This is a genomic window from Companilactobacillus miaonis (assembly GCF_036913615.1).
Taxonomy (GTDB): Bacteria; Bacillota; Bacilli; order Lactobacillales; family Lactobacillaceae; genus Companilactobacillus.
On record NZ_JAYKTX010000001.1, the window covers coordinates 46,228 to 64,662 of the forward strand.

Consider the following 18,435-nt stretch of genomic DNA (forward strand, 5'->3'; position numbering starts at 1 on the left):
CCTTATTAATATCCTAATTTTGCTAGCCATTGATTGACATCACCCTTAGCATCTTCAACGTCAGATCCTTGGACTTGGAAACCTTTTAAGATTGTAGCTTTAGGATATTGATCTCGTAGTATTTCTTGAGTACTACCGAATCCAGAACCTCCATCAGTCACAAAAGGAATTATAGTTTTATTATTGAGATCAATTTTGTCAAACAGAGTTCTCATTATCATTGGATACTCACTATACCAAATTGGTGAACCAATAAAGATATTTTTATAATTATCGACATTTGGTAGTGTTCCCTTGATACTAGGTCTAGCGTTATTATCCTTTTCTTCTGTCGCAATGTCTTCGAGTTTTGAGAGACTCTTGTCAGGATAAGCCTTTGCGGGAATTACTCGATAAATATCGGCATTAGTTTTTGACTTGATGTAATTGGCAATTACTTGTGTATTTCCTATTTTTCGATAACCTTCATAATTAGCACCCGAATGTGAAAAATAAATAATGAGAGTTTTTCCATTCGATTTTTTAGTGGAGCCTTGGGAAGTCTCTTTGATTGCTTGATTTGAAGTAGATTTGTTGCTTTGCAGATTAGATTTTGAATAGATGATTCCCAAAACGACCCCCAATACGACTAATACCGTAGTTAGAATACCAATCAATTTGACCCTTTTTGTATGTTTCATAATTATCCTCACTTTTAATTTTATAAAAAAAGCCAATGAACTTATTGGACTTTTTCATTGACTTTAAAGATATTTATTTATTTCTATCTTGGAATAACTTCAACGGTTGAACTGCGAGGTCCTTTTGCGACCATTGGTGGCAAATATGTGCTACCCTGATACTTTTCTTCATAACCACGATCGACTAAATCATTAATTTTGTCATCGTTGAGTTTCTTAAAGGCAACTTCATGATTTGATCCATCGAGAAAGATTCTGCCAGCTTTTTGTTTGATTGCAGAATTATACCAGCGCGAATTTTGTCCATTCCAAGCGCGAATAAATAATCTTCCATCAGCAACTACCGACCAAATCCAAGTAGGTGTTCCGTAGGTTTTCCCATCATCATAAAATGGTGACACTTGAAAATCGTCCGCTTTTGCAAAATTTTTGAGTTGTTCAGTGGTCCATGTTTTTTCAGTCATATTGTTCCTTCCTATTACCAAGGTTGATTTGTTGGTCCAACAGTAAATTCACTGACATTCGTGTCTTCTGGTTGATCAATTGCAAAGGCAACGACATTTGCGACGCGTGATGGACTAATTTGATACTTATCGTAATTTGCTTGCATAGCTTTAGCAGCTTCTGGATCTGTAATTGTATCCAATAATTCGGTATGAATTGCGGCTGGATAAATAGTAGCTGTACGAATATTGCTGTTAGCTTGTGCAGATTCCATTCTCAAAACTTCCATTAAGTCACGAACTGCATGCTTAGTTGCTCCGTAAACACCAACACCAGGATATGGTTTCAAACCAGCAACTGAAGAAGTTGTAATGATATGTCCGCCGTTTTGTTCTTTGAAGGTAGGCATAATCGCAGCGATACCGTTTAATACACCTTTAATATTTACATCGACTGTACGGTTCCATTCATCAGTCTTCAACTTATCAATTTCTGAACTAGGCATTAAACCAGCATTTAAGAAAATTACATCGACTTTGCCGAATTCTTTTTTGGCTGCTTCAACTAAGGCCTTATTGTCATCAGGATTTACAACATCAGTAGTTTTGTAAATTGCTTCACCACCGTTTTCCTTAATTTTATTAACGATTTGTTGAAGTTTATCTTCACGACGAGCTCCTAAAACTAATTTGGCTCCTTTACTTGCTAATAGCATGGCTGTTGATGCTCCAATACCACTTGATGCTCCAGTAATAATTACTACTTTATCTTTAATCATATTTAAAATCTCCTCTATATTTTGTGATTGGTTCATGTCCGAATCAATGACATTAGTATAGGGCGTAACTTGTTACTTGAAAATTTACTATTGTGAATGCTAGTATAAACACAGTTAATACTGGAGGTATAGTGATGATTGATTTTTACTTATTGGAGGCTTTGGTAGCATTTGATGAATATGGAACTCTCTCTAAAGCTGCTGATCATTTAGGCGTAACTCAGCCGGCTTTGACCCATTCATTAAAGAATCTTGAAGAAAATTTGGATGTTAAATTGTTTGACCGCAGACCCAATCGGCTCTATTTAACTGATACTGGCAAATATGCCGTTAAGCAATCAAAAAAAGTCCTTGAAGACAACTACAAATTTACGGACAAAGTTAAACTTTTTGAACAAAATCAATCAATTATCACTATTGGCGCTAATGCCCCAGGACCTTTGATAGTTATTCGCTCCTTACACTTAGATAACCTCGTTGTACAAGATGAACACGTTCAACAGGATTTTGAAACGATACTAAACGAAGAGCAATTGACTTGCTTACTGACTAATGAGGATATAGAAACTGATTACATAACTTCAAGATTTCTTGGTAGTGAAAGTATGGCCATCAACATCCCTTCTGAAAATCCTTTGTCGAAGGTAGATTCTTTGAAATTTGCTGATTTAGCTGGTAATACATTCCTATGTCCTCAAGAAATAGGATTTTGGCAAGATATTTATGAATCACAAATTCCTAATGGTAAATTTATTTATCAAAATCAATCAACTGAGTATAAAGAATTGCTTAGTTTCTCTAGTCTGCCCTTCTTTACTACTAATTTGACCAAACTAGATCCAAATTGGGGGAAGAATCTTCCTAAGAACCGTGTATTAAAGCCATTAACTGATGAATTGGCAACACAAAATTTCTATATTAGTTTTTTAAAACGCAATCAAAATCGACTTAAATCTTTGATTCAAAAGACACAAGATCAATGGTCAACAGTTGATTTTTAAATTGAAAAAGTAAGATAATGTAATTACTGAGCATTTAAGGATATGGGGGATCTTACATGACGATACTTTTAGGCATCGGATTAATAGTTTTAGCAATCTTTGCTATCGTTGGGAATATTAGTAATTCAAAACAGTTCGGTAGAAAGATTATGTCGGATAGATTATATTTTTATATTTTTCTACTAGTTGGTGGCTTAGTTTTGATTTTCTTCTAATTTCAAGAAAAGATAATAAAAAGGAGTCTTGATTATGACAATAACTGCAACTACTCTCTCTGAAGCAAGAAAAAATCTAAAAAAAATAACTGATGATGTAGCAGATTTTGATGATCATGTAATTATTACAAAGCCTAAGAATCGTAATGTGGTTATTATCTCAGAAAAGGAATTCCAATCTTAGCAAGAAACCATGTACTTACTTGGTACAGAAGCTAATCGTAAAAATTTAGATGAATCTTTAAATCAATTAAAAAGCCAATCAACTCACAATATAAAATAAGTTGATTGGCTTTATTTTTTCTATTCATTTCTAATAGATACGACGATACTTACTAAAATCAATCCTAAGCCGACAAAAAATCCAACTTTAATTGATTCGTTCAAAAATAACCATCCCAATAATGTTCCAACGATTGGTTGAAACAAAAAGAACAATCCTGATGTTGGACTGTGAAATAAGACTAATCCTTTATTCCAAAGGAAAAATGCAATTGCAGTAGAAACGATTCCTAAGTATAAAAGACTTAACCAAATGTGCACGCTACCCCAGGAGATATTTAATAAGGTTCTCTTTTGTATGAAAATAACAGGTGTTAAGCAAGCAATAGCGACCAAAGTACCTAAAAAAGTAACTTGGATAATGCTGTATTTCTTATCAACTAATTCAATCAAGACTGACATTAAGGCCCAAGTAAGACCAGCAATCAACAAAAAGATTACTCCTAGTAATAGATTCTTTCCGTTAAAATGGAAACCAACAATTGAAACAACACCTAATATTGCTAGAGATAGACTGATCCACTTACCCTTGGTTGGTCTGATTTTTAATAATGGCCAACTGAAGATAATCATGAATGCTGGTGTTGCTGTCGTCACAACTGAGCCTAATTGAGCTGAAGAAAACATCGTGCCTGTTTCTTGAGCAACAATAGAAATCGTGTCACCGATTAATCCGATTAAGAAAATCAATTATAAATTTCTTTTATCCCAGTGCCACTGAATTTTTACGACTAAGGCGATTACCAATAAGGAAATTGAACCGATGAGATACCGTAACCAAACCAATTGAATTGGGGGAACTTCACTGACGACTGATTTGACGACGACAAACATCCCACCCCAAATACATGCTGCTAATGTTAAATATATGCTACCTATTATTTTATTTTTGTTGGTTGGATTAAACTATTGGAAAATAAATAAGTAATTAATTATTGACATTTCGATAAATCGCGATATGATGTATTCATGAATGTTAATGCAAGATTATTTATGGCTCTATCCAACCAAACAAGATTAGATATTTTACAATGGTTAAAAGATCCAGAAAAAGAAATTACTTCAGTATCCTGTGAAACAGTTCGCTACATGATGAATGAAAAAGGAGGTATTTGTGTAGCTGATATTGTTAAACGTGCCGGCTTAGCACAGTCAACTGTTTCTAAATATTTGAGTGATCTTCAAAATTGTGGCCTTTTAATCTCTGAACGTCATGGTAAATGGACCTACTATCGTCGGAATGAAGAAAATATCCAAGAACTATCAAAATATATTGCTAATAAACTTTAAGAAGAGGCTTTAATTAGAGTTTCTTTTATTTAAACATTCATATCGACAAAACTAGATTTATAAGATTAAGGAGAGTTTTATGTCTAATAAATTAAGAATAGTTTTACCACAATGGCAAGGTGGAATGAATCCTAACTATCGCTTAGGAGCCAAACTATTAAATGCACTAGTTCCAGAAAGTAATCAAACAGAAACATTGGAAATCCCTATTTCTAAAGAAGAACATCAAACTAACGGAATTGTAGATGAAGAAAAAAATTTGTTAAATCAAATGAAAACAACTTTTGATACACTCACTATAAAAAATCCAGATAAAGTAATCACTCTTGGCGGAGATTGTTCAATTTCTGAAGCACCTTTTGATTACCTACATGGTAAGTACCCAAATGATTTTGGAATGATTTGGTTAGATGCTCATCCAGATATTTCTAACCCTACTACTTCCAGTCACATTCACGAAATGGTAGTCGCAAACTTGATTCATAAAGGCGCAAAGAATTTTAATGAACAAGTTAAAAATCCGATTGATCCTAAAAAAGTTTTATTTGCTGGATTAAAATATAATGATTTACGTCCAATGGATAATTTAGTCAAAGATTTAAACATGTCTTATGTCACACCAGAAGAACTTAAAAAAGACAGCTCACCTGTTTTAGATTGGATAAAGAACAATAATATCAAACACATTGCTATCCATCTTGATCTTGATGTTTTAGATCCAGACGATTTTAGAGCAATTCTTCCTGCTGAGATTGGTCTTGATCGTAGTAAATTTGGTGCTGCCATCGGAGCAATGAAACTTGCTGAAATGGTTCGTCTATTAGAAGATGTTGAAAATAATACCGATTTAGTTGGTCTTTCGATAGCCGAACACATGCCTTGGGATGATATTAATCTACACAATGGATTATCAAAATTAGCCATTTTTGATTAATTAGATGCCTCAGGCATTTATTTTTCAACATATATATTCACAATTACCGATATATAAATATAAGGAGATTATTATGAACAACGTTACAAAGACTTTAAATATCAAATACCCTATTATTCAGGCACCGATGTCATGGATGACTAATGCTAGATTGGTTGCTTCCGTTAGTAATGCTGGTGGTTTAGGAATATTGGGACCTAATGCGGGACAAACTGAGGTCACCTCTGATCCTAAAGAAACTGCTAGCAGAATGAGAGATGAAATACATAAGACTAAGGCATTAACTAATAAACCTTTTGGACTTAATATTTTGACACCCAGACCTAATGAAAGTTTATCCGAATCTACTTTTACTAATGAACTACTCCAAATGGCTTTTGATGAAGGAATACAATACTTTGCAGTAGTCGGAACAGCTCATAAAGAGGTATTTGAACAAATAAAACAACACAATGGTAAAATAATTTTCCGACCATTAACTCCTACCGTAGAACAGATGAAACTGGGTGAATCATATGGAGCGGATGTAGCTGTGGCTACTGGTTCTGATGAAGGCGGAATTTTACCAAATCAAGAATTTGGTACTTTTACAATTGTTCCTTCAATGGTTGATGCAGTGAACATCCCTGTTTTGGCAGCTGGAGGAATTAATGACAATCGTAGTGTGAAAGCTGCATTTTCTTTAGGAGCACAAGGAGTATATGTTGGTAGTCGTTTTCTAATGACTGAAGAGTCTCCATTAAATAGTAAAGCTAAAGATTTAATATTAAAGTCTGATTCTCATGATGTAATCCGTGTATCGCCTACACAACGAGCAATTGAACTTGGAAAGGCTTTGGAATATTCATCAGAATTGGCTAAAGATCCTTTCAATAACGAATTGGACAGAGAAATTAGTAAAAATGGTGGTTTAAGACCTGGAATGTTAATGGGCGATTTTGAAAATGGAATCGTCAGTGTTAATACCGGTATTGGATCTATCACTACAATACCTTCAGTTACTGATCTAATTGAGCAATTAATGGCTTAATTTTAATAAGAGTAAAAAAATAGATTTCTTCAATGTTGAGGTGAAGTGAACCCCCTAGTTTGGACAGAAAACAAACTAGGGGGTTCACTTCACCATCTACTTTTTTCTAATAGATGAGGTATATTTTTTGTCAACTTATTTTTTTTAAAATTCTACCGAGAATAAATTTTCCTATAATTAGAGATCGTGTTCAATTTCTCTAATATGATGAAGCATATTGTCTGTACCAGGCCTACTGATTCCAAAGCTTTCACGTTGATACTTATTAGGATCATTAATGATCTTAATGATAAAGTCAGCGATACTACTTCTAGAAATCATAGTTCCTTTAAATGTTTCACCCTTTTTAGTTAATTCATAATCAATTTCGGTATCATCAGTCATATAAGCAGCACGGATAATGGTATATGATAATTGACTACTTTCAATAATTCTAGCGGCACGTCTAGTATCTTCTTTTGAAGCATGCCCAACATAATTCTCAACCCATGAGCCAAAGGGATCAGGCACTTCGTGATAAAGTCCTGAACCAGTTATCCAGATCAACTGTGCTACTGAATTTTGTTGCATCGAAAAGACTATGTTTTGTGCCCAGCGTTCCATTTGTCCATTGAGATTAGCGTAAACTACATCTTGATTAGCAATTACCCTTGTCAAAAATTCTTTGTCGCTGACATCCCCTTCAATCACAGTCACATTATTGTGATTTTTTAAGGAATCTAATCGACTAGCATGTCTTAAAACCAGAGTTAATTGATAATCGGAGTTATCCAGAAGTCTTTTCTCAACGATACGAGCAATCTTTCCGTAGGCTCCTAAGATCAATATTTTTTTCATGTGTTATTTTCTCCTATTCTATAGAGAATTCTATATCGGTGTCCCCTAATTGATTAAAAAAGGAGATATCATCTTTAATATGACCAATCTTCTGTAAATCACAATTACTTCACCGGTTTGTTTGTAAAAGATAACAAAACTATGACGTGGTGCCCAATAGGCAATATCGCCTACTTCATAACCGCTAGTTTTAGCCTTCTTGGCGGGCAAAGCTTCTTTAAAACGATAAGTCATTTCACGTGAGTAGAGATTCATCATTGATACTTTTAATGGAAATTGGGCCATAATTGCTCTCGATGTATCATTATCGTCAAAGTCTGCGGTTAATTCTTGATCGTTAATAGTTAATTTTACTTTTGTCATTTATTTTCTCCTGTATTATTAGCCTTGTTTTGTAGGATAAACAGTAAATTCATTAACGTTAACATCTTCTGGTTGATCGATAGCAAAGTTAACGACACGGGCAATAGCATCTGGTGTGATACCAACTGACTTATACAATTTATCCATGCCTTCTTTAGAGTTCTTATCACTGATGTGTTGTAACAATTCAGTGTTGATAGCAGCAGGATAGATAGTAGCCGTTCTAATATTAGTTTGTTCTTTAGTACTTTCCATACGAATGACTTCCATCAAGTTTCTAACTGCAAACTTAGTTGCTCCGTAAACACCTGAACCAATGAAACTCTTTAATCCGGCAACTGAAGAAGTTGTAATAATTTGACCATGTTTTTGAGTAGTGAAATCTGGCATAACCGCAGCCACACCATTCAAAACACCTTTCAAATTAACATCGATCATCATATTCCATTCGTCGGTCTTTAAAGCGCTGATTGGTGATGTTGGCATGATTCCAGCATTGTTGTAGATAACGTCGATAGCGCCGAATTCTTTTTTAGCTAAAGTAACTAAAGCCTTTAAATCATCTGGATTAGTAACATCAGTTACTCTATAAGCGGCTTGGCCACCTGCATCTTTGATATCTTGACTGATTTCTTGTAAACGATTCTCACGTCTAGCTCCTAAAACGACTTTAGCACCATTTTTTGCTAACAACTTAGCTGTTGCTTCGCCAATACCTGATGATGCTCCTGTAATTACAACTACTTTATTTTCAACTGACATATTTAATACTCTCCTATTATTTTATTTAATTAGTAAAACGATGGTTTATCCCATTCTGTATTTGGTTCAACTACACCGATACTTTGTGACTTATATAAATCTGGTTTGGTAACAATATTACTGATCAATTTAGCAACTGCTTGCCGAGTAACCTGAGTTCCCTTCATTGGTTGACCTTGAGGAACGATGTCATAATTATAATTGCCGTCTTGATTGTATAACCAACTCATTCTTAGGAAGGTATAATCTAGACCACTATTATCAATAACTGCGGCTGCTTTTTTGATATTAGTATAATCACCCATCATTCTGGCGTTCCACTTACCAAATTTACCAGCAACTTCGTCATAGATTCCTAGTCCACCAGCAACGATTAGACGTTTAACGTTTTCTTCTTTCATAACTTTAACAACATTTTGATTAGCTTCAATAAAATGACCCGTTGCCATATAGACGATATCTTGATTACTAATAGCACTTTCTAAATCTGAGACGTTATTCCAATCTCCATCAACTAAAGTAATTCTCGAATTTTCTTTGTATTCAGATAACCTTTGATTAGCACGTCTAGTAAACAACGTGATTTCGTTGTCAGATTTTTCTAGTAACATTGGAATTAAATATTTCGAAATATTACTTGTAGCACCTAATAAAACGATTTTTTTCATGTAATTCTCCTATCTCTTTTTATTCAAAATGTGATGATAATTGACCACATTGATTTTCTTAATATTGTGTTTATCAAAAACAATTTTTTCTCCATACGGTGCAAGACGGATAGTTCTCTTGCCGACAATCTTCCACGTACCAGAATAAATATTTTTAACATCGTGTTGGTTCTCATTCCATTTATGATTCTTATGGAAAGTTATCTTTTGATGGAGATTTTTGTTGTGATGATTGATCCAAACACCAACTACATCTTTGTCCCTAATTTGTTTAACCGTTGAAACACGGCTTGTATTCTTAGCAGCTAAAGAGTCATCACTAGGTCCAAAGCGGAAACTAATAAACATTAAAATTTCAACAAAGATAATTGTTGATAAAACTCCTTTAAACTCTTTGTTCATGTCACGCTCCTTTTCTTAACTCGCTCTTGATTACAAATACTAGTATAATAGCTTTAAAGAATATTTGAAGAATCCAATGATTTAATCAGTATAAACCAACAGTTAATACTATAAAGGAGGATGAATCATGGATATAACACAGTTGCAAACCTTTGTCCGCGTTAGTCAATACGGTAGCTTCACTAAAGCTGGCGAACAGAGTTTCATTTCGGGAACGGCGGTTATGAAACAAATCAATAGATTAGAAAGTGAATTAAACCTTAAACTTTTTGTTAGAACAGCTACCGGGACTAAATTAACGGCTGAAGGTGAAAAGTTTCTTCCCTATGTAAATCAAATTTTAAGTTTATTAGATACTGCAATCGAAGAGACTAGAAAAGCTGGTCTTTCAGGAAAAAATATTATTAATATTGGAACTTCTATTTTGCATCCGGCCGATCCGTTTATGGAAATCTGGAAAAAAATAACTACACAAATGCCGGATTATCAGATGCGTATTGTGCAGTTACAAGAAGATTTACGTTCAAAAAATCGTGAATATGCAATGTTAGGAAAAAGTTGTGACATAATAGTAGGAACTTTTGATAATACGACTTTAAAACAATCATTTGATGCAATTACTTTAGGTCAGTACGATTTTGGCGTTGCTGTTAGAAGTGACAATCCCTTGGCTAAACTTAGTCAAATTGGCTTTGAAGATTTAGATAACCAAGAATTATTGAGCGTTCCAATGGGAATCAGTCAGAAAAACGATCAATTAAGAACAATCATTCATGATAAATACCCCACTATTAAAATAGTAGAAACTACTGGACGTTATGATATGAATACTTTTAATCAAGCGGTTGAAGAGAACATCCCTTTGATTACTTTGACCCCTTGGAAGAGGATTCATCCTAATTTGGTTTCTATACCATTGAAGACTGATATTCATGTATCCTATGGAATTTTGACGACTAAATTTCCTGGTAGTAAGGTTGATAATTTCTTACTAGAGCTATCAAAGGTACTCAAATTATAATATTTCGAGATACAAAAAGGGCTTTTCCAATGTTAGGAAAGGTCCTTTGTTTTGTCACAAATCTTTTAATCGCTCCATTAAGTTAGAATGCTTGTTATATAATTTTTTAGCTATTTCAAGAATTTCTGGACGTATTTTTTCACTGTCAGTATTTAATGTATTTCTACCTTCTTTTGAAATTCGCATCATCCCCTCATATGAATATTCTATTGATTATTCCTTTTTTCTATTATATTAAAGATTTCTCTTTGAGTTAATGTTAAATCTACTGGATAAGAATTAGTTTTAGCAATCCGTTCATACAAAAGTGTTATCGCATCTGTTGTCGTTATACCAAGATTCTTGAGGACTTTTTCGACATTTTTTTGTAGTTTCTTATCAACTTCAAATTGAATAGTAACCTCATCTTCTTTAATCATGACTAGTGTTTTCCTCTTTTATGTTAATTTCAAATACATAATACCAGAATTTACAAAAGATAACAGCTAACCATTCCCAAGTACTTTCTGATCTTCACTAACCAATAGATCAATAAATTTTTGAATGAGGTCTGAAATTTTACGCTGTTTACTCCAAATCACTTGTTGTTCAATTAAATTTGCATCTTTCAAAGGCAAAAATTTCAAATCATCAGTATCACCAACAAAAGCCCCTCTTGCACATAATGGGTAAGCCGTCTGATTCTGTGCTAAATACAAAGAGTTAGAAACAAGATTTTGTTTACCAATAATATCCAATTCTGATAACGGGATTTCCAATAAAGTAGTCATTTCAGCTTGAATTAGATTGTTGCGTGTTATAAAGATAGGAATATTTCTTAATTCAGCTTTTGAAATATTATCTTTTTTTAAGAATGCTGATTTTGAAACTACTACTCCCCAATAATCTTTCAACTGCAAGTCTTTTACAAAATATTTAGCAGTTTCACTAGGCTTTAAAACAATTCCTACATCCAGTAAGCCTTGATCCAAACGTTCTTGAATATCAGTGCTATCTAAATCATATAATTCTATTTTTACACCCGGGAACTGTTTATGATACCGCTTAATAGTTTGTGCTAGTAATTTTGCAGCATTAGATTCAATACAGCCTATCGCAATAGTCCCTACAATTTTATTATTAGTTTCTTGAACACGTGTTTTAGCTTGATTTAACATCGATAAAATTTGTTTAGCGTCAGTTTGCAATTGTACGCCGGCATTAGTCAAAACCATCTGACGCTGTTTTCTAATAAATAATTCTGTTCCTAATTCCTCTTCAAGCGTCTTTAATTGTCGACTCAAAGTTGGTTGCGTGACGTGTAATTCTCGTGACGCTTGGGAAATTGTTCCTGTTTGAGCAATAGTTAAAAAATATTTTAATAATCGAGTTTCCATAATTTCTCCTATTCAATAAATGGATGGATAAAGTTTTAATATAGGTATTTTACATATTTAAAATACTCTTTTAAGATAGAGTCAGTCAATAAATGAGGAGTGATAAAATGCAAAATGTAACTTTAAACAATGGATTGTCCATGCCCCAATTAGGATTAGGGACAATGAACGTTAAGAATTTGCCTGAAGTACTACCACAAGCAATTGATGCGGGTTACCGACTGATCGATACCGCTGCTAATTACGATAATGAAGCAGAAGTTGGTCAAGGAATCAGAAATAGTAAGATCGACCGACAAGATTTATTCATAACTTCAAAATTAAAAATACAATCACAGGGTTATGATGGAACAATCAAAGCTTTTAAAGAATCTTTGGAAAAATTAGGTTTAGACTATCTAGACCTTTACTTGATTCACCAACCTTATGGGGATGTTTCAGGCGAATGGCGAGCAATGGAAGATCTTTATAACGATGGCAAAATTAAAGCTATTGGTGTCTCAAATTTTGCACCATTTCAATTAGTAGATTTGACCATGCACAGTAATATCAAACCGATGGTCAACCAAATTGAAATGCATCCCTTCTTCCAAGAAGTTTCAGAAACCAACTATGCACTTCAAAATGATATTCAACCACAAGCTTGGGCTCCATTTGGTGAAGCAATCCAAATCTTAAACAAATTACCAATATTACAATCAATAGCTGAAAAGCATCAAAAATCAGTTTCCCAAATTATTCTTCGTTGGTTGATGCAGAGAAACGTCGTCGCAATCCCACGTTCTGGTAACGTTAAACATTTACAAGAAAATATTGATATTTTTGATTTCAATTTAACAAATCAAGAAATGGATAATATCAAACAACTCGACACTAAAGAATCGACTTTTATCGATCATTTGACTGCTAAGGGTGCTGAATTTCTTTCAAAGGTCAATTAATATGAAGATATATGATATGAACTCGAAAGAATATCTTGATGATGTTAAGGAAAGTACTCGCAGCAAGTCTCTTTGCTTTAAGATTAATAATCTAGATCCTAGCGATACTAAAATTAGAGATTATTTAAATCAACTATTCGAAAATAGATTACCCGAAAATAGTACTATTTGGTCACCGACTCAAATTGATCGTGCTAATAAAATTAAGATTGGCAAAAATGTTTTTATTAATCATAGTTTTATCACGGTGGCATTAGGTGGTATTACAATCGAAGACAACGTTCAGATTGCTCCAGGCGTGACAATGCTTACAGCTAATCACGATATTGAACATATGAATATCTTAAAAACAGCTCCAATTCATATTAAAGAAGGTGCTTGGGTTGGCGCTCGGGCAGTTCTTTTACCAGGTGTAACAATTGGTGAACACGCCATCGTTGGCGCTGGTGCCATAGTGACGAAGGATGTTGAACCATATACTGTCGTTGGTGGTAATCCAGCTAAATTGATTAAAAATCTTAAATAAAAAAGCCAAGTCTTGAAATGGACTTGACTTTTTTTGCTTGAATAGGATTAGTCATTCTTCGCATTGCATGATTTTCCACCTGTACTCTTATATCTTTTGAGATATGTATATAAGTACGTCAAACAACAAACGCTTTTACCATAATTTCTTTTTGAGTTACAATTTTTATATCAATAATTAATGAAAGGAAATTAGCCTTGGCATTCAAAACACCATTAGCTGACCAAATGCGTCCTACTAAATTGGAACAAATGGTCGGCCAACAAGATCTCTTAAAAACCGGTCAACCACTTCGCCAAATAATCGATAAAACTGTCAACATCCCTTTGATCCTCTGGGGACCTCCCGGGACAGGGAAAACTAGTTTGGCAAGAATTATCGCCAAAAAATACAAATATCCCTTCGTTTCATTCAACGCCTCAACTGACAATAAAGCCCAACTAACGCAATCAATCGACACCTACCCTTATCAGTCTTTTGTTCTATTGATTGATGAAATTCATCGCATGAACAAAACACTGCAAGATTTTCTATTGCCATATTTAGAAAATGGTCACATCATGTTGATTGGCTCAACGACTGAGAACCCAATCATGTCAATCGTTCCCGCGATTCGTTCAAGATGTCAGATTTTTGAATTTAAACCGCTAGATACTGAAGATATTACCAAAACTTTGAAGCGAGCTACTGATGACATTTTCAAATTAAAAGCAAATCAAATTGAAACTGATTCTTTAAAATTGATTGCTATTTCTTCTGGTGGAGATTTAAGAATTGCCTTGAACATCTTAGAAACGATTCACGCCATCAATCCCGACAAAATAACTGTTAAAGATGTCAAACGTTTTGCCAAACAGCAACATTTTAGCTATGACAAAAAAGCTACTAAACATTATGATTATTTGTCAGCGTATTCTGATTCGATGGCCGGTTCCGAGACTGACGCTGCTTTGTACTATTTGACTGTCCTTCTCAAAAACAGTGACTTACCTTCTGTCGTTAGAAGATTACGGGAAATTCCTTATACTTACATCGGTTTAGCTAACCCACAACAAGCTACCCAAATAGTGATTGCAGCCAACCAAGCTGAAAAAATTGGCATGCCGAAGGCTAAGTACCCTCTGATGTTTGCGACGATGTTGATGTGTCTGTCACCAAAATCCGGTTCTTTTGATGAAACTTGGGAATTGTTAGACAAAGACACTGAACACCCTAATTTACATCCAATGCCAAAAGGTTTGCGGGATGCTCACTACAAGCATTCAGAAGAGATCACTGGTGGAGGTCTGTTCAAAAGTCCTTTTGCTCAACCATTTCAAATTGCTTCTCAAAACTACATGCCAGAAGGTTTTACTGGTAAGCGTTATTATTATCCTAAAAATAATGAGAGTGAAAAAAAGTTTGGCGAGCAATACTTAAAACTGCATAAATTCATTTACCATGAAGATTATAAAAAATAAAACAACTCGCAAATATTTGTACGCTAAGCGTAGTAAATTATTGCGAGTTGCTTTTTAATCTTTAACGTATAATAAATGAACCCCACCATCGCCTAATGGTTTAGTGGTTTTAATCGTAAACTTGTCATCTACAAATATTCCTAAAGTGTCAAAAGCTGATTTTATATTTTGATCACCACTAACATATGGTGATACGACCAATGATATTTCATCAACTAAATGGGCTTTTAAGAAGGCTCCATTGATTATTGCGCCACCGGCTAAAGAGATAGCTGTAATACCAAAGTGTTTCTTCAATTTTGTTAGAGCTTGATTTAGGTCTAAATTTTCAGTACCACAAATAATATATGGTATTTCCATTGATTGTAAGAAAGCCAAATAAGATTTTGAAGCTTGTTCAGTAAGAACCTCAATTGCTAGTACAAAGCAGTCACTCTTATATGCTAACGTTTGATCATTTGCTGAATCAAAATAATATTCAATATTTAGTCTTTCGTCCGTTATCTCCACAAATAGTCGAACCAATCACTGTAGTTTGGAAAAAAAATACTGTTCTATCTAAAGTTTCACAACTATTTATCAAACGTTTAAAAGCTTCATTACAAAAATAGGCAAAAAAAAATACCTTCATGATTTTTTTCATGAAGGCATCTTTTTATTCTAATTATTCCCAATCATAGTTTGTTGGGTCATTTAGTCCACGTCCGGTTGCCTTGTCGAGCATAATTCTTTGTTCGAAGTGAGCAACATTACGTTTTGTAGCTTTGACCATATCAGGGTTAACTGATACATAGTCAATACCACAACGGATCAAGAAGTCTGTGAAGTCTGGATATTCTGATGGAGCTTGTCCACAGATTGAAACGGTTTTACCATCTTTATGAGCTGTCTTGATCAAGTGATTGATAGCACGTTTAACAGCTAAGTTACGTTCATCGAATAGATGAGCAACAGTATCGTTGTTTCTATCACAACCAAGAATCAACATAGCTAAGTCGTTTGATCCGATTGAGTAACCATCAACGTATTGATTGAATTGATCAGCCAAGATGATATTTGTTGGAATTTCTGCCATCATGTAAATCTTGAAGTCAGCTCCACGAACCAAACCTTCATTTCTAATGATGTCAGTAACCTTCTTAGCTTCGTCGACTGTTCTAACAAATGGAATCATAATGTTCAAGTTCTTGAGTCCAAGTTCGTTACGAACTTTCTTGACAGCACCTAATTCTAGTTTGAAGGCTTCAATGTATTTAGGATCATAGTAACGTGATGCACCACGCCAGCCTAATAAATCAGCTGGTTCATGTGGTTCGTACTTCTCTCCACCTTTAAGGTTACGATATTCACTTGACTTGAAGTCTGATAGACGTAATACAACTGGTCTTGGTGCCATTGCACGAGCAACTTTAGCAATACCATCTGCCAACATGTTGACAACTTTTTCTGGATGGCCTTGTTCGATCAAGTATAGTGGATGTTCGTGAATGAAGGTTGTCCATAGGAACTCTTCTCTCATTAGTCCAATACCATCAGCAGGTAATGTTGAATACTTTTCAGCAAGATCAGGATCACCCAAGTTCATCATGACACGTGTTGCTGTTGGAGCAAATGTTTCAGCGGCTACAACGTTTGCTTGAGCTTTTTCATCGTTCTTCTTCAAAATACTGTCAACTTTACCTCTGTATACAGTACCGTTTGTGGCATCAACAGTGACAACGTCGCCAGTCTTCAATTCGTCAGTAGCTGCAGCACCTCTACTCTTAGTACCAACGATACATGGAATCTGCATTTCTCTAGAAACGATAGCAGCGTGGCAAGTCATACCACCATTGTTAGTAACAATAGCAGCGGCTTTCTTCATAGCAGGAACCCAATCAGGAGAAGTCATTAATGTTACAAGAACTTCACCTGTCTTGAATTGGTCAATGTCATCAGGACTATCAATAACGTGAACAACGCTACTTGTTAGACCTGGGCTGGCTGGTAATCCACGAACAGCAACTTCAGCATCTGCTTCTTCAACCACATTCTCATCCCCTGCATTCTTCTTTTCGTTCTTCTTTTGTGACCATACAGTTTCTGGACGAGCTTGAACGATCCAAAGTTTATTTGTATTCTTGTCCAAAGCAAATTCCATATCCATATAGCAACCATAGTGACGTTCAATTTCCTTAGCATATCCAGCTAATTCAATAACTTGATCATCAGTAAGAACTTGTTTGTCTTGTAATTCTTCAGGAACAGGTTTTTCTACAGTTCCTCCATCTTCAACTCTTTCCAATTTAATGGTTTGTTTAACAATAGTCTTGTCCTGAATCTTCATTGATTGTTTGTCAACAACAAAATGATTTGGTGTAACTTTACCTAGCACGATATATTCACCTAAACCATAAATTGAATCAATAACAATCTTTGTAGGATCTCCATTAGCAACATTAACTGAGAACATAATACCTGAAGCCTTAGAGAAGACCATCATTTGAACTGCGGCTGATAGAGCAACTTTTTCATGTGGGAAGTGTTGCTTGTGTCTGTAGTAAGTAGCTCTATCGGTAAATAGTGAAGAATAACATTGTTGTACACGGTTTACAACATCTGCAGCCCCACTGATATTTAGATATGATTCTTGTTGTCCAGCAAATGATGCATTTGGCAAATCTTCAGCTGTAGCTGATGATCTGATAGCAACGAATGGATCTTTTTGACCCATCTTTTCAGCTAAGTCAGCATAACCTTTTTCAATGTCTTGTGCCAAATCCTCAGGCATCTTTGCGTCAACAATCAAATTTCTAATCTTTTCGCAAGTTGCATGTAATTCATCTGAGTTTTCGTAGTCCTTGATACCCTCAAGCAATGCATTAACCTTGTCGTTCAATCCTGTCTGGTCCATAAAGTACTGATATGCACGTGCGGTTGTTGCAAAGCCATAAGGCACCGGTACATTCATCGAAGATGTCATTTCACCAAGTGATGAAGATTTACCTCCTACTAGATTGACATCCTTGCGGTGTAATTCATCAAACCATAGAACATTAGCAGTATCACGACTACTCATAAATATTACCTCCCTTTAAATTTTGCCTTGAATCTCTTCAAAACTATGATGTAACCGTTTTCAAATTACAATTTTATTATAGTTCACTTTGTAACAAAATGTTACCCTATTTTCTGTTTTTCTTATACTTTTTTATGATTATTTTTGACCGTTTGAATTGGTCTAATTATATTGCAATCCCTATATTTCAGTAATAACCGATGATTACAAATGATTGGTATTGATTGAGACAGAAAATATATTTTGTTTCTTGCAAATTAATTGTTTCACAATATGGAACTTTTTTTGATCATTTCTATCAAATTTTTCTTCACGAAATTGTCGTATTAGTTGTATTATCTGATTATTTTAAGGTCACATTTCATTC

22 protein-coding genes and 2 pseudogenes are annotated in these 18,435 nt (G+C 34.5%); 10 read left to right on the plus strand and 14 right to left on the minus strand.

All coding sequences use genetic code 11. The features are described 5' to 3' along the window. Positions 1 to 5: 5 nt before the first annotated feature. The 3 genes from U8521_RS00210 to U8521_RS00220 all read right to left on the minus strand — a co-directional run bounded on the left by U8521_RS00210 (position 6) and on the right by U8521_RS00220 (position 1,902). A complete protein-coding gene (locus U8521_RS00210; protein WP_334351476.1) occupies positions 6 to 680 on the minus strand; it encodes a flavodoxin in 675 nt (224 codons plus the stop codon). A gap of 83 nt (positions 681 to 763) precedes the next feature. After that, positions 764 to 1,144, minus strand: a complete 381-nt coding sequence (locus U8521_RS00215; RefSeq protein ID WP_334332476.1) for a DUF2255 family protein — start codon at positions 1,142 to 1,144, stop codon at positions 764 to 766. Positions 1,145 to 1,158: 14 nt separating this feature from the next. After that, a complete protein-coding gene (locus U8521_RS00220; RefSeq protein ID WP_334351477.1) occupies positions 1,159 to 1,902 on the minus strand; it encodes an SDR family oxidoreductase in 744 nt (247 codons plus the stop codon). Positions 1,903 to 2,036: 134 nt separating this feature from the next. On the opposite strand from U8521_RS00220, the gene U8521_RS00225 reads away from it, so the two are divergent. From U8521_RS00225 to U8521_RS00235, 3 genes are read left to right on the plus strand one after another with little or no spacing between them, the layout of a single operon-like run. Beyond that, positions 2,037 to 2,903: a LysR family transcriptional regulator gene (locus tag U8521_RS00225; RefSeq protein ID WP_334351478.1), complete on the plus strand. Its 867-nt coding sequence runs from the start codon at positions 2,037 to 2,039 to the stop codon at positions 2,901 to 2,903. A gap of 56 nt (positions 2,904 to 2,959) precedes the next feature. Then, positions 2,960 to 3,118 carry a hypothetical protein gene (locus U8521_RS00230; protein ID WP_334332473.1) on the plus strand — a complete coding sequence of 53 codons (159 nt, stop codon included), beginning with the start codon at positions 2,960 to 2,962 and terminating at the stop codon, positions 3,116 to 3,118. Positions 3,119 to 3,152: 34 nt separating this feature from the next. After that, positions 3,153 to 3,302: a type II toxin-antitoxin system Phd/YefM family antitoxin gene (locus U8521_RS00235; protein WP_334351479.1), complete on the plus strand. Its 150-nt coding sequence runs from the start codon at positions 3,153 to 3,155 to the stop codon at positions 3,300 to 3,302. Between the two features lie 119 nt (positions 3,303 to 3,421). On the opposite strand, the gene U8521_RS00240 is transcribed toward U8521_RS00235, so the two are convergent. Together U8521_RS00240 and U8521_RS00245 are read right to left on the minus strand one after the other, a co-directional pair. Then, positions 3,422 to 3,901 carry a DMT family transporter gene (locus U8521_RS00240; RefSeq protein ID WP_442886103.1) on the minus strand — a complete coding sequence of 160 codons (480 nt, stop codon included), beginning with the start codon at positions 3,899 to 3,901 and terminating at the stop codon, positions 3,422 to 3,424. Then, positions 3,890 to 4,282 (minus strand): annotated as a pseudogene (locus tag U8521_RS00245) (EamA family transporter); the annotation flags it as partial. The gene U8521_RS00240 and the pseudogene U8521_RS00245, both read right to left, overlap by 12 nt. 87 nt (positions 4,283 to 4,369) lie before the next feature. Between U8521_RS00245 and U8521_RS00250 the strand changes: the two are divergent. The 3 genes from U8521_RS00250 (at position 4,370) to U8521_RS00260 (ending at position 6,654) form a co-directional block, all read left to right on the plus strand. Further along, the gene (locus U8521_RS00250) at positions 4,370 to 4,690 is read left to right on the plus strand and encodes an ArsR/SmtB family transcription factor (protein WP_334332471.1); all 321 of its coding nucleotides are present in this window, start codon (positions 4,370 to 4,372) and stop codon (positions 4,688 to 4,690) included. A gap of 79 nt (positions 4,691 to 4,769) precedes the next feature. Continuing rightward, positions 4,770 to 5,624, plus strand: coding sequence for an arginase family protein (locus U8521_RS00255; RefSeq protein WP_334351480.1), 855 nt, complete (start codon positions 4,770 to 4,772; stop codon positions 5,622 to 5,624). A gap of 73 nt (positions 5,625 to 5,697) precedes the next feature. Beyond that, positions 5,698 to 6,654 carry an NAD(P)H-dependent flavin oxidoreductase gene (locus U8521_RS00260; protein ID WP_334332469.1) on the plus strand — a complete coding sequence of 319 codons (957 nt, stop codon included), beginning with the start codon at positions 5,698 to 5,700 and terminating at the stop codon, positions 6,652 to 6,654. 177 nt (positions 6,655 to 6,831) lie between these two features. Here the strand turns inward: U8521_RS00260 and U8521_RS00265 are convergent, their stop codons facing one another. From U8521_RS00265 to U8521_RS00285, 5 genes are read right to left on the minus strand one after another with little or no spacing between them, the layout of a single operon-like run. Continuing rightward, a complete protein-coding gene (locus U8521_RS00265; RefSeq protein WP_334351481.1) occupies positions 6,832 to 7,491 on the minus strand; it encodes an NAD(P)H-binding protein in 660 nt (219 codons plus the stop codon). A gap of 45 nt (positions 7,492 to 7,536) precedes the next feature. After that, entirely contained in the window at positions 7,537 to 7,854 is a 318-nt protein-coding gene (locus U8521_RS00270; RefSeq protein WP_334351482.1) for a cyclophilin-like fold protein, read from the minus strand. An 18-nt stretch (positions 7,855 to 7,872) separates the two neighbouring features. Further along, the gene (locus U8521_RS00275; protein WP_334351483.1) at positions 7,873 to 8,616 is read right to left on the minus strand and encodes an SDR family oxidoreductase; all 744 of its coding nucleotides are present in this window, start codon (positions 8,614 to 8,616) and stop codon (positions 7,873 to 7,875) included. Positions 8,617 to 8,645: 29 nt separating this feature from the next. After that, positions 8,646 to 9,284 (minus strand): NAD(P)H-binding protein, encoded by a 639-nt coding sequence (locus U8521_RS00280; RefSeq protein ID WP_334351484.1) that lies wholly within the window; start codon positions 9,282 to 9,284, stop codon positions 8,646 to 8,648. 9 nt (positions 9,285 to 9,293) lie between these two features. Continuing rightward, positions 9,294 to 9,686: a hypothetical protein gene (locus tag U8521_RS00285; RefSeq protein ID WP_334351485.1), complete on the minus strand. Its 393-nt coding sequence runs from the start codon at positions 9,684 to 9,686 to the stop codon at positions 9,294 to 9,296. Positions 9,687 to 9,813: 127 nt separating this feature from the next. Between U8521_RS00285 and U8521_RS00290 the strand changes: the two genes are divergently transcribed. After that, positions 9,814 to 10,707 carry a LysR family transcriptional regulator gene (locus U8521_RS00290; protein ID WP_334351486.1) on the plus strand — a complete coding sequence of 298 codons (894 nt, stop codon included), beginning with the start codon at positions 9,814 to 9,816 and terminating at the stop codon, positions 10,705 to 10,707. Between the two features lie 206 nt (positions 10,708 to 10,913). On the opposite strand, the gene U8521_RS00295 is transcribed toward U8521_RS00290, so the two are convergent. Together U8521_RS00295 and U8521_RS00300 are read right to left on the minus strand one after the other, a co-directional pair. After that, entirely contained in the window at positions 10,914 to 11,126 is a 213-nt protein-coding gene (locus U8521_RS00295) for a type II toxin-antitoxin system RelB/DinJ family antitoxin (RefSeq protein WP_334332462.1), read from the minus strand. Positions 11,127 to 11,192: 66 nt separating this feature from the next. Next, complete coding sequence (locus U8521_RS00300) at positions 11,193 to 12,083, minus strand: LysR family transcriptional regulator (protein ID WP_334332461.1); 891 nt, start codon at positions 12,081 to 12,083, stop codon at positions 11,193 to 11,195. Positions 12,084 to 12,190: 107 nt separating this feature from the next. Here U8521_RS00300 and U8521_RS00305 point away from each other — a divergent pair, with 107 nt between their 5' ends. The 3 genes and pseudogenes from U8521_RS00305 (at position 12,191) to U8521_RS00315 (ending at position 15,010) form a co-directional block, all read left to right on the plus strand. After that, a complete protein-coding gene (locus U8521_RS00305; RefSeq protein WP_334332460.1) occupies positions 12,191 to 13,024 on the plus strand; it encodes an aldo/keto reductase in 834 nt (277 codons plus the stop codon). Between the two features lie 202 nt (positions 13,025 to 13,226). Continuing rightward, positions 13,227 to 13,550: pseudogene (locus U8521_RS12740) on the plus strand (acyltransferase); the annotation flags it as partial. 197 nt (positions 13,551 to 13,747) lie between these two features. Next, positions 13,748 to 15,010 carry a replication-associated recombination protein A gene (locus tag U8521_RS00315; RefSeq protein ID WP_334351487.1) on the plus strand — a complete coding sequence of 421 codons (1,263 nt, stop codon included), beginning with the start codon at positions 13,748 to 13,750 and terminating at the stop codon, positions 15,008 to 15,010. Between the two features lie 54 nt (positions 15,011 to 15,064). On the opposite strand, the gene U8521_RS00320 is transcribed toward U8521_RS00315, so the two are convergent. Both U8521_RS00320 and ppsA read right to left on the minus strand, forming a co-directional pair. Then, the gene (locus U8521_RS00320) at positions 15,065 to 15,520 is read right to left on the minus strand and encodes a dihydrofolate reductase family protein (RefSeq protein ID WP_334351488.1); all 456 of its coding nucleotides are present in this window, start codon (positions 15,518 to 15,520) and stop codon (positions 15,065 to 15,067) included. A gap of 154 nt (positions 15,521 to 15,674) precedes the next feature. Next, entirely contained in the window at positions 15,675 to 18,068 is a 2,394-nt protein-coding gene (gene ppsA / locus U8521_RS00325) for a phosphoenolpyruvate synthase (RefSeq protein WP_334332456.1), read from the minus strand. Positions 18,069 to 18,435 lie beyond the last annotated feature (367 nt).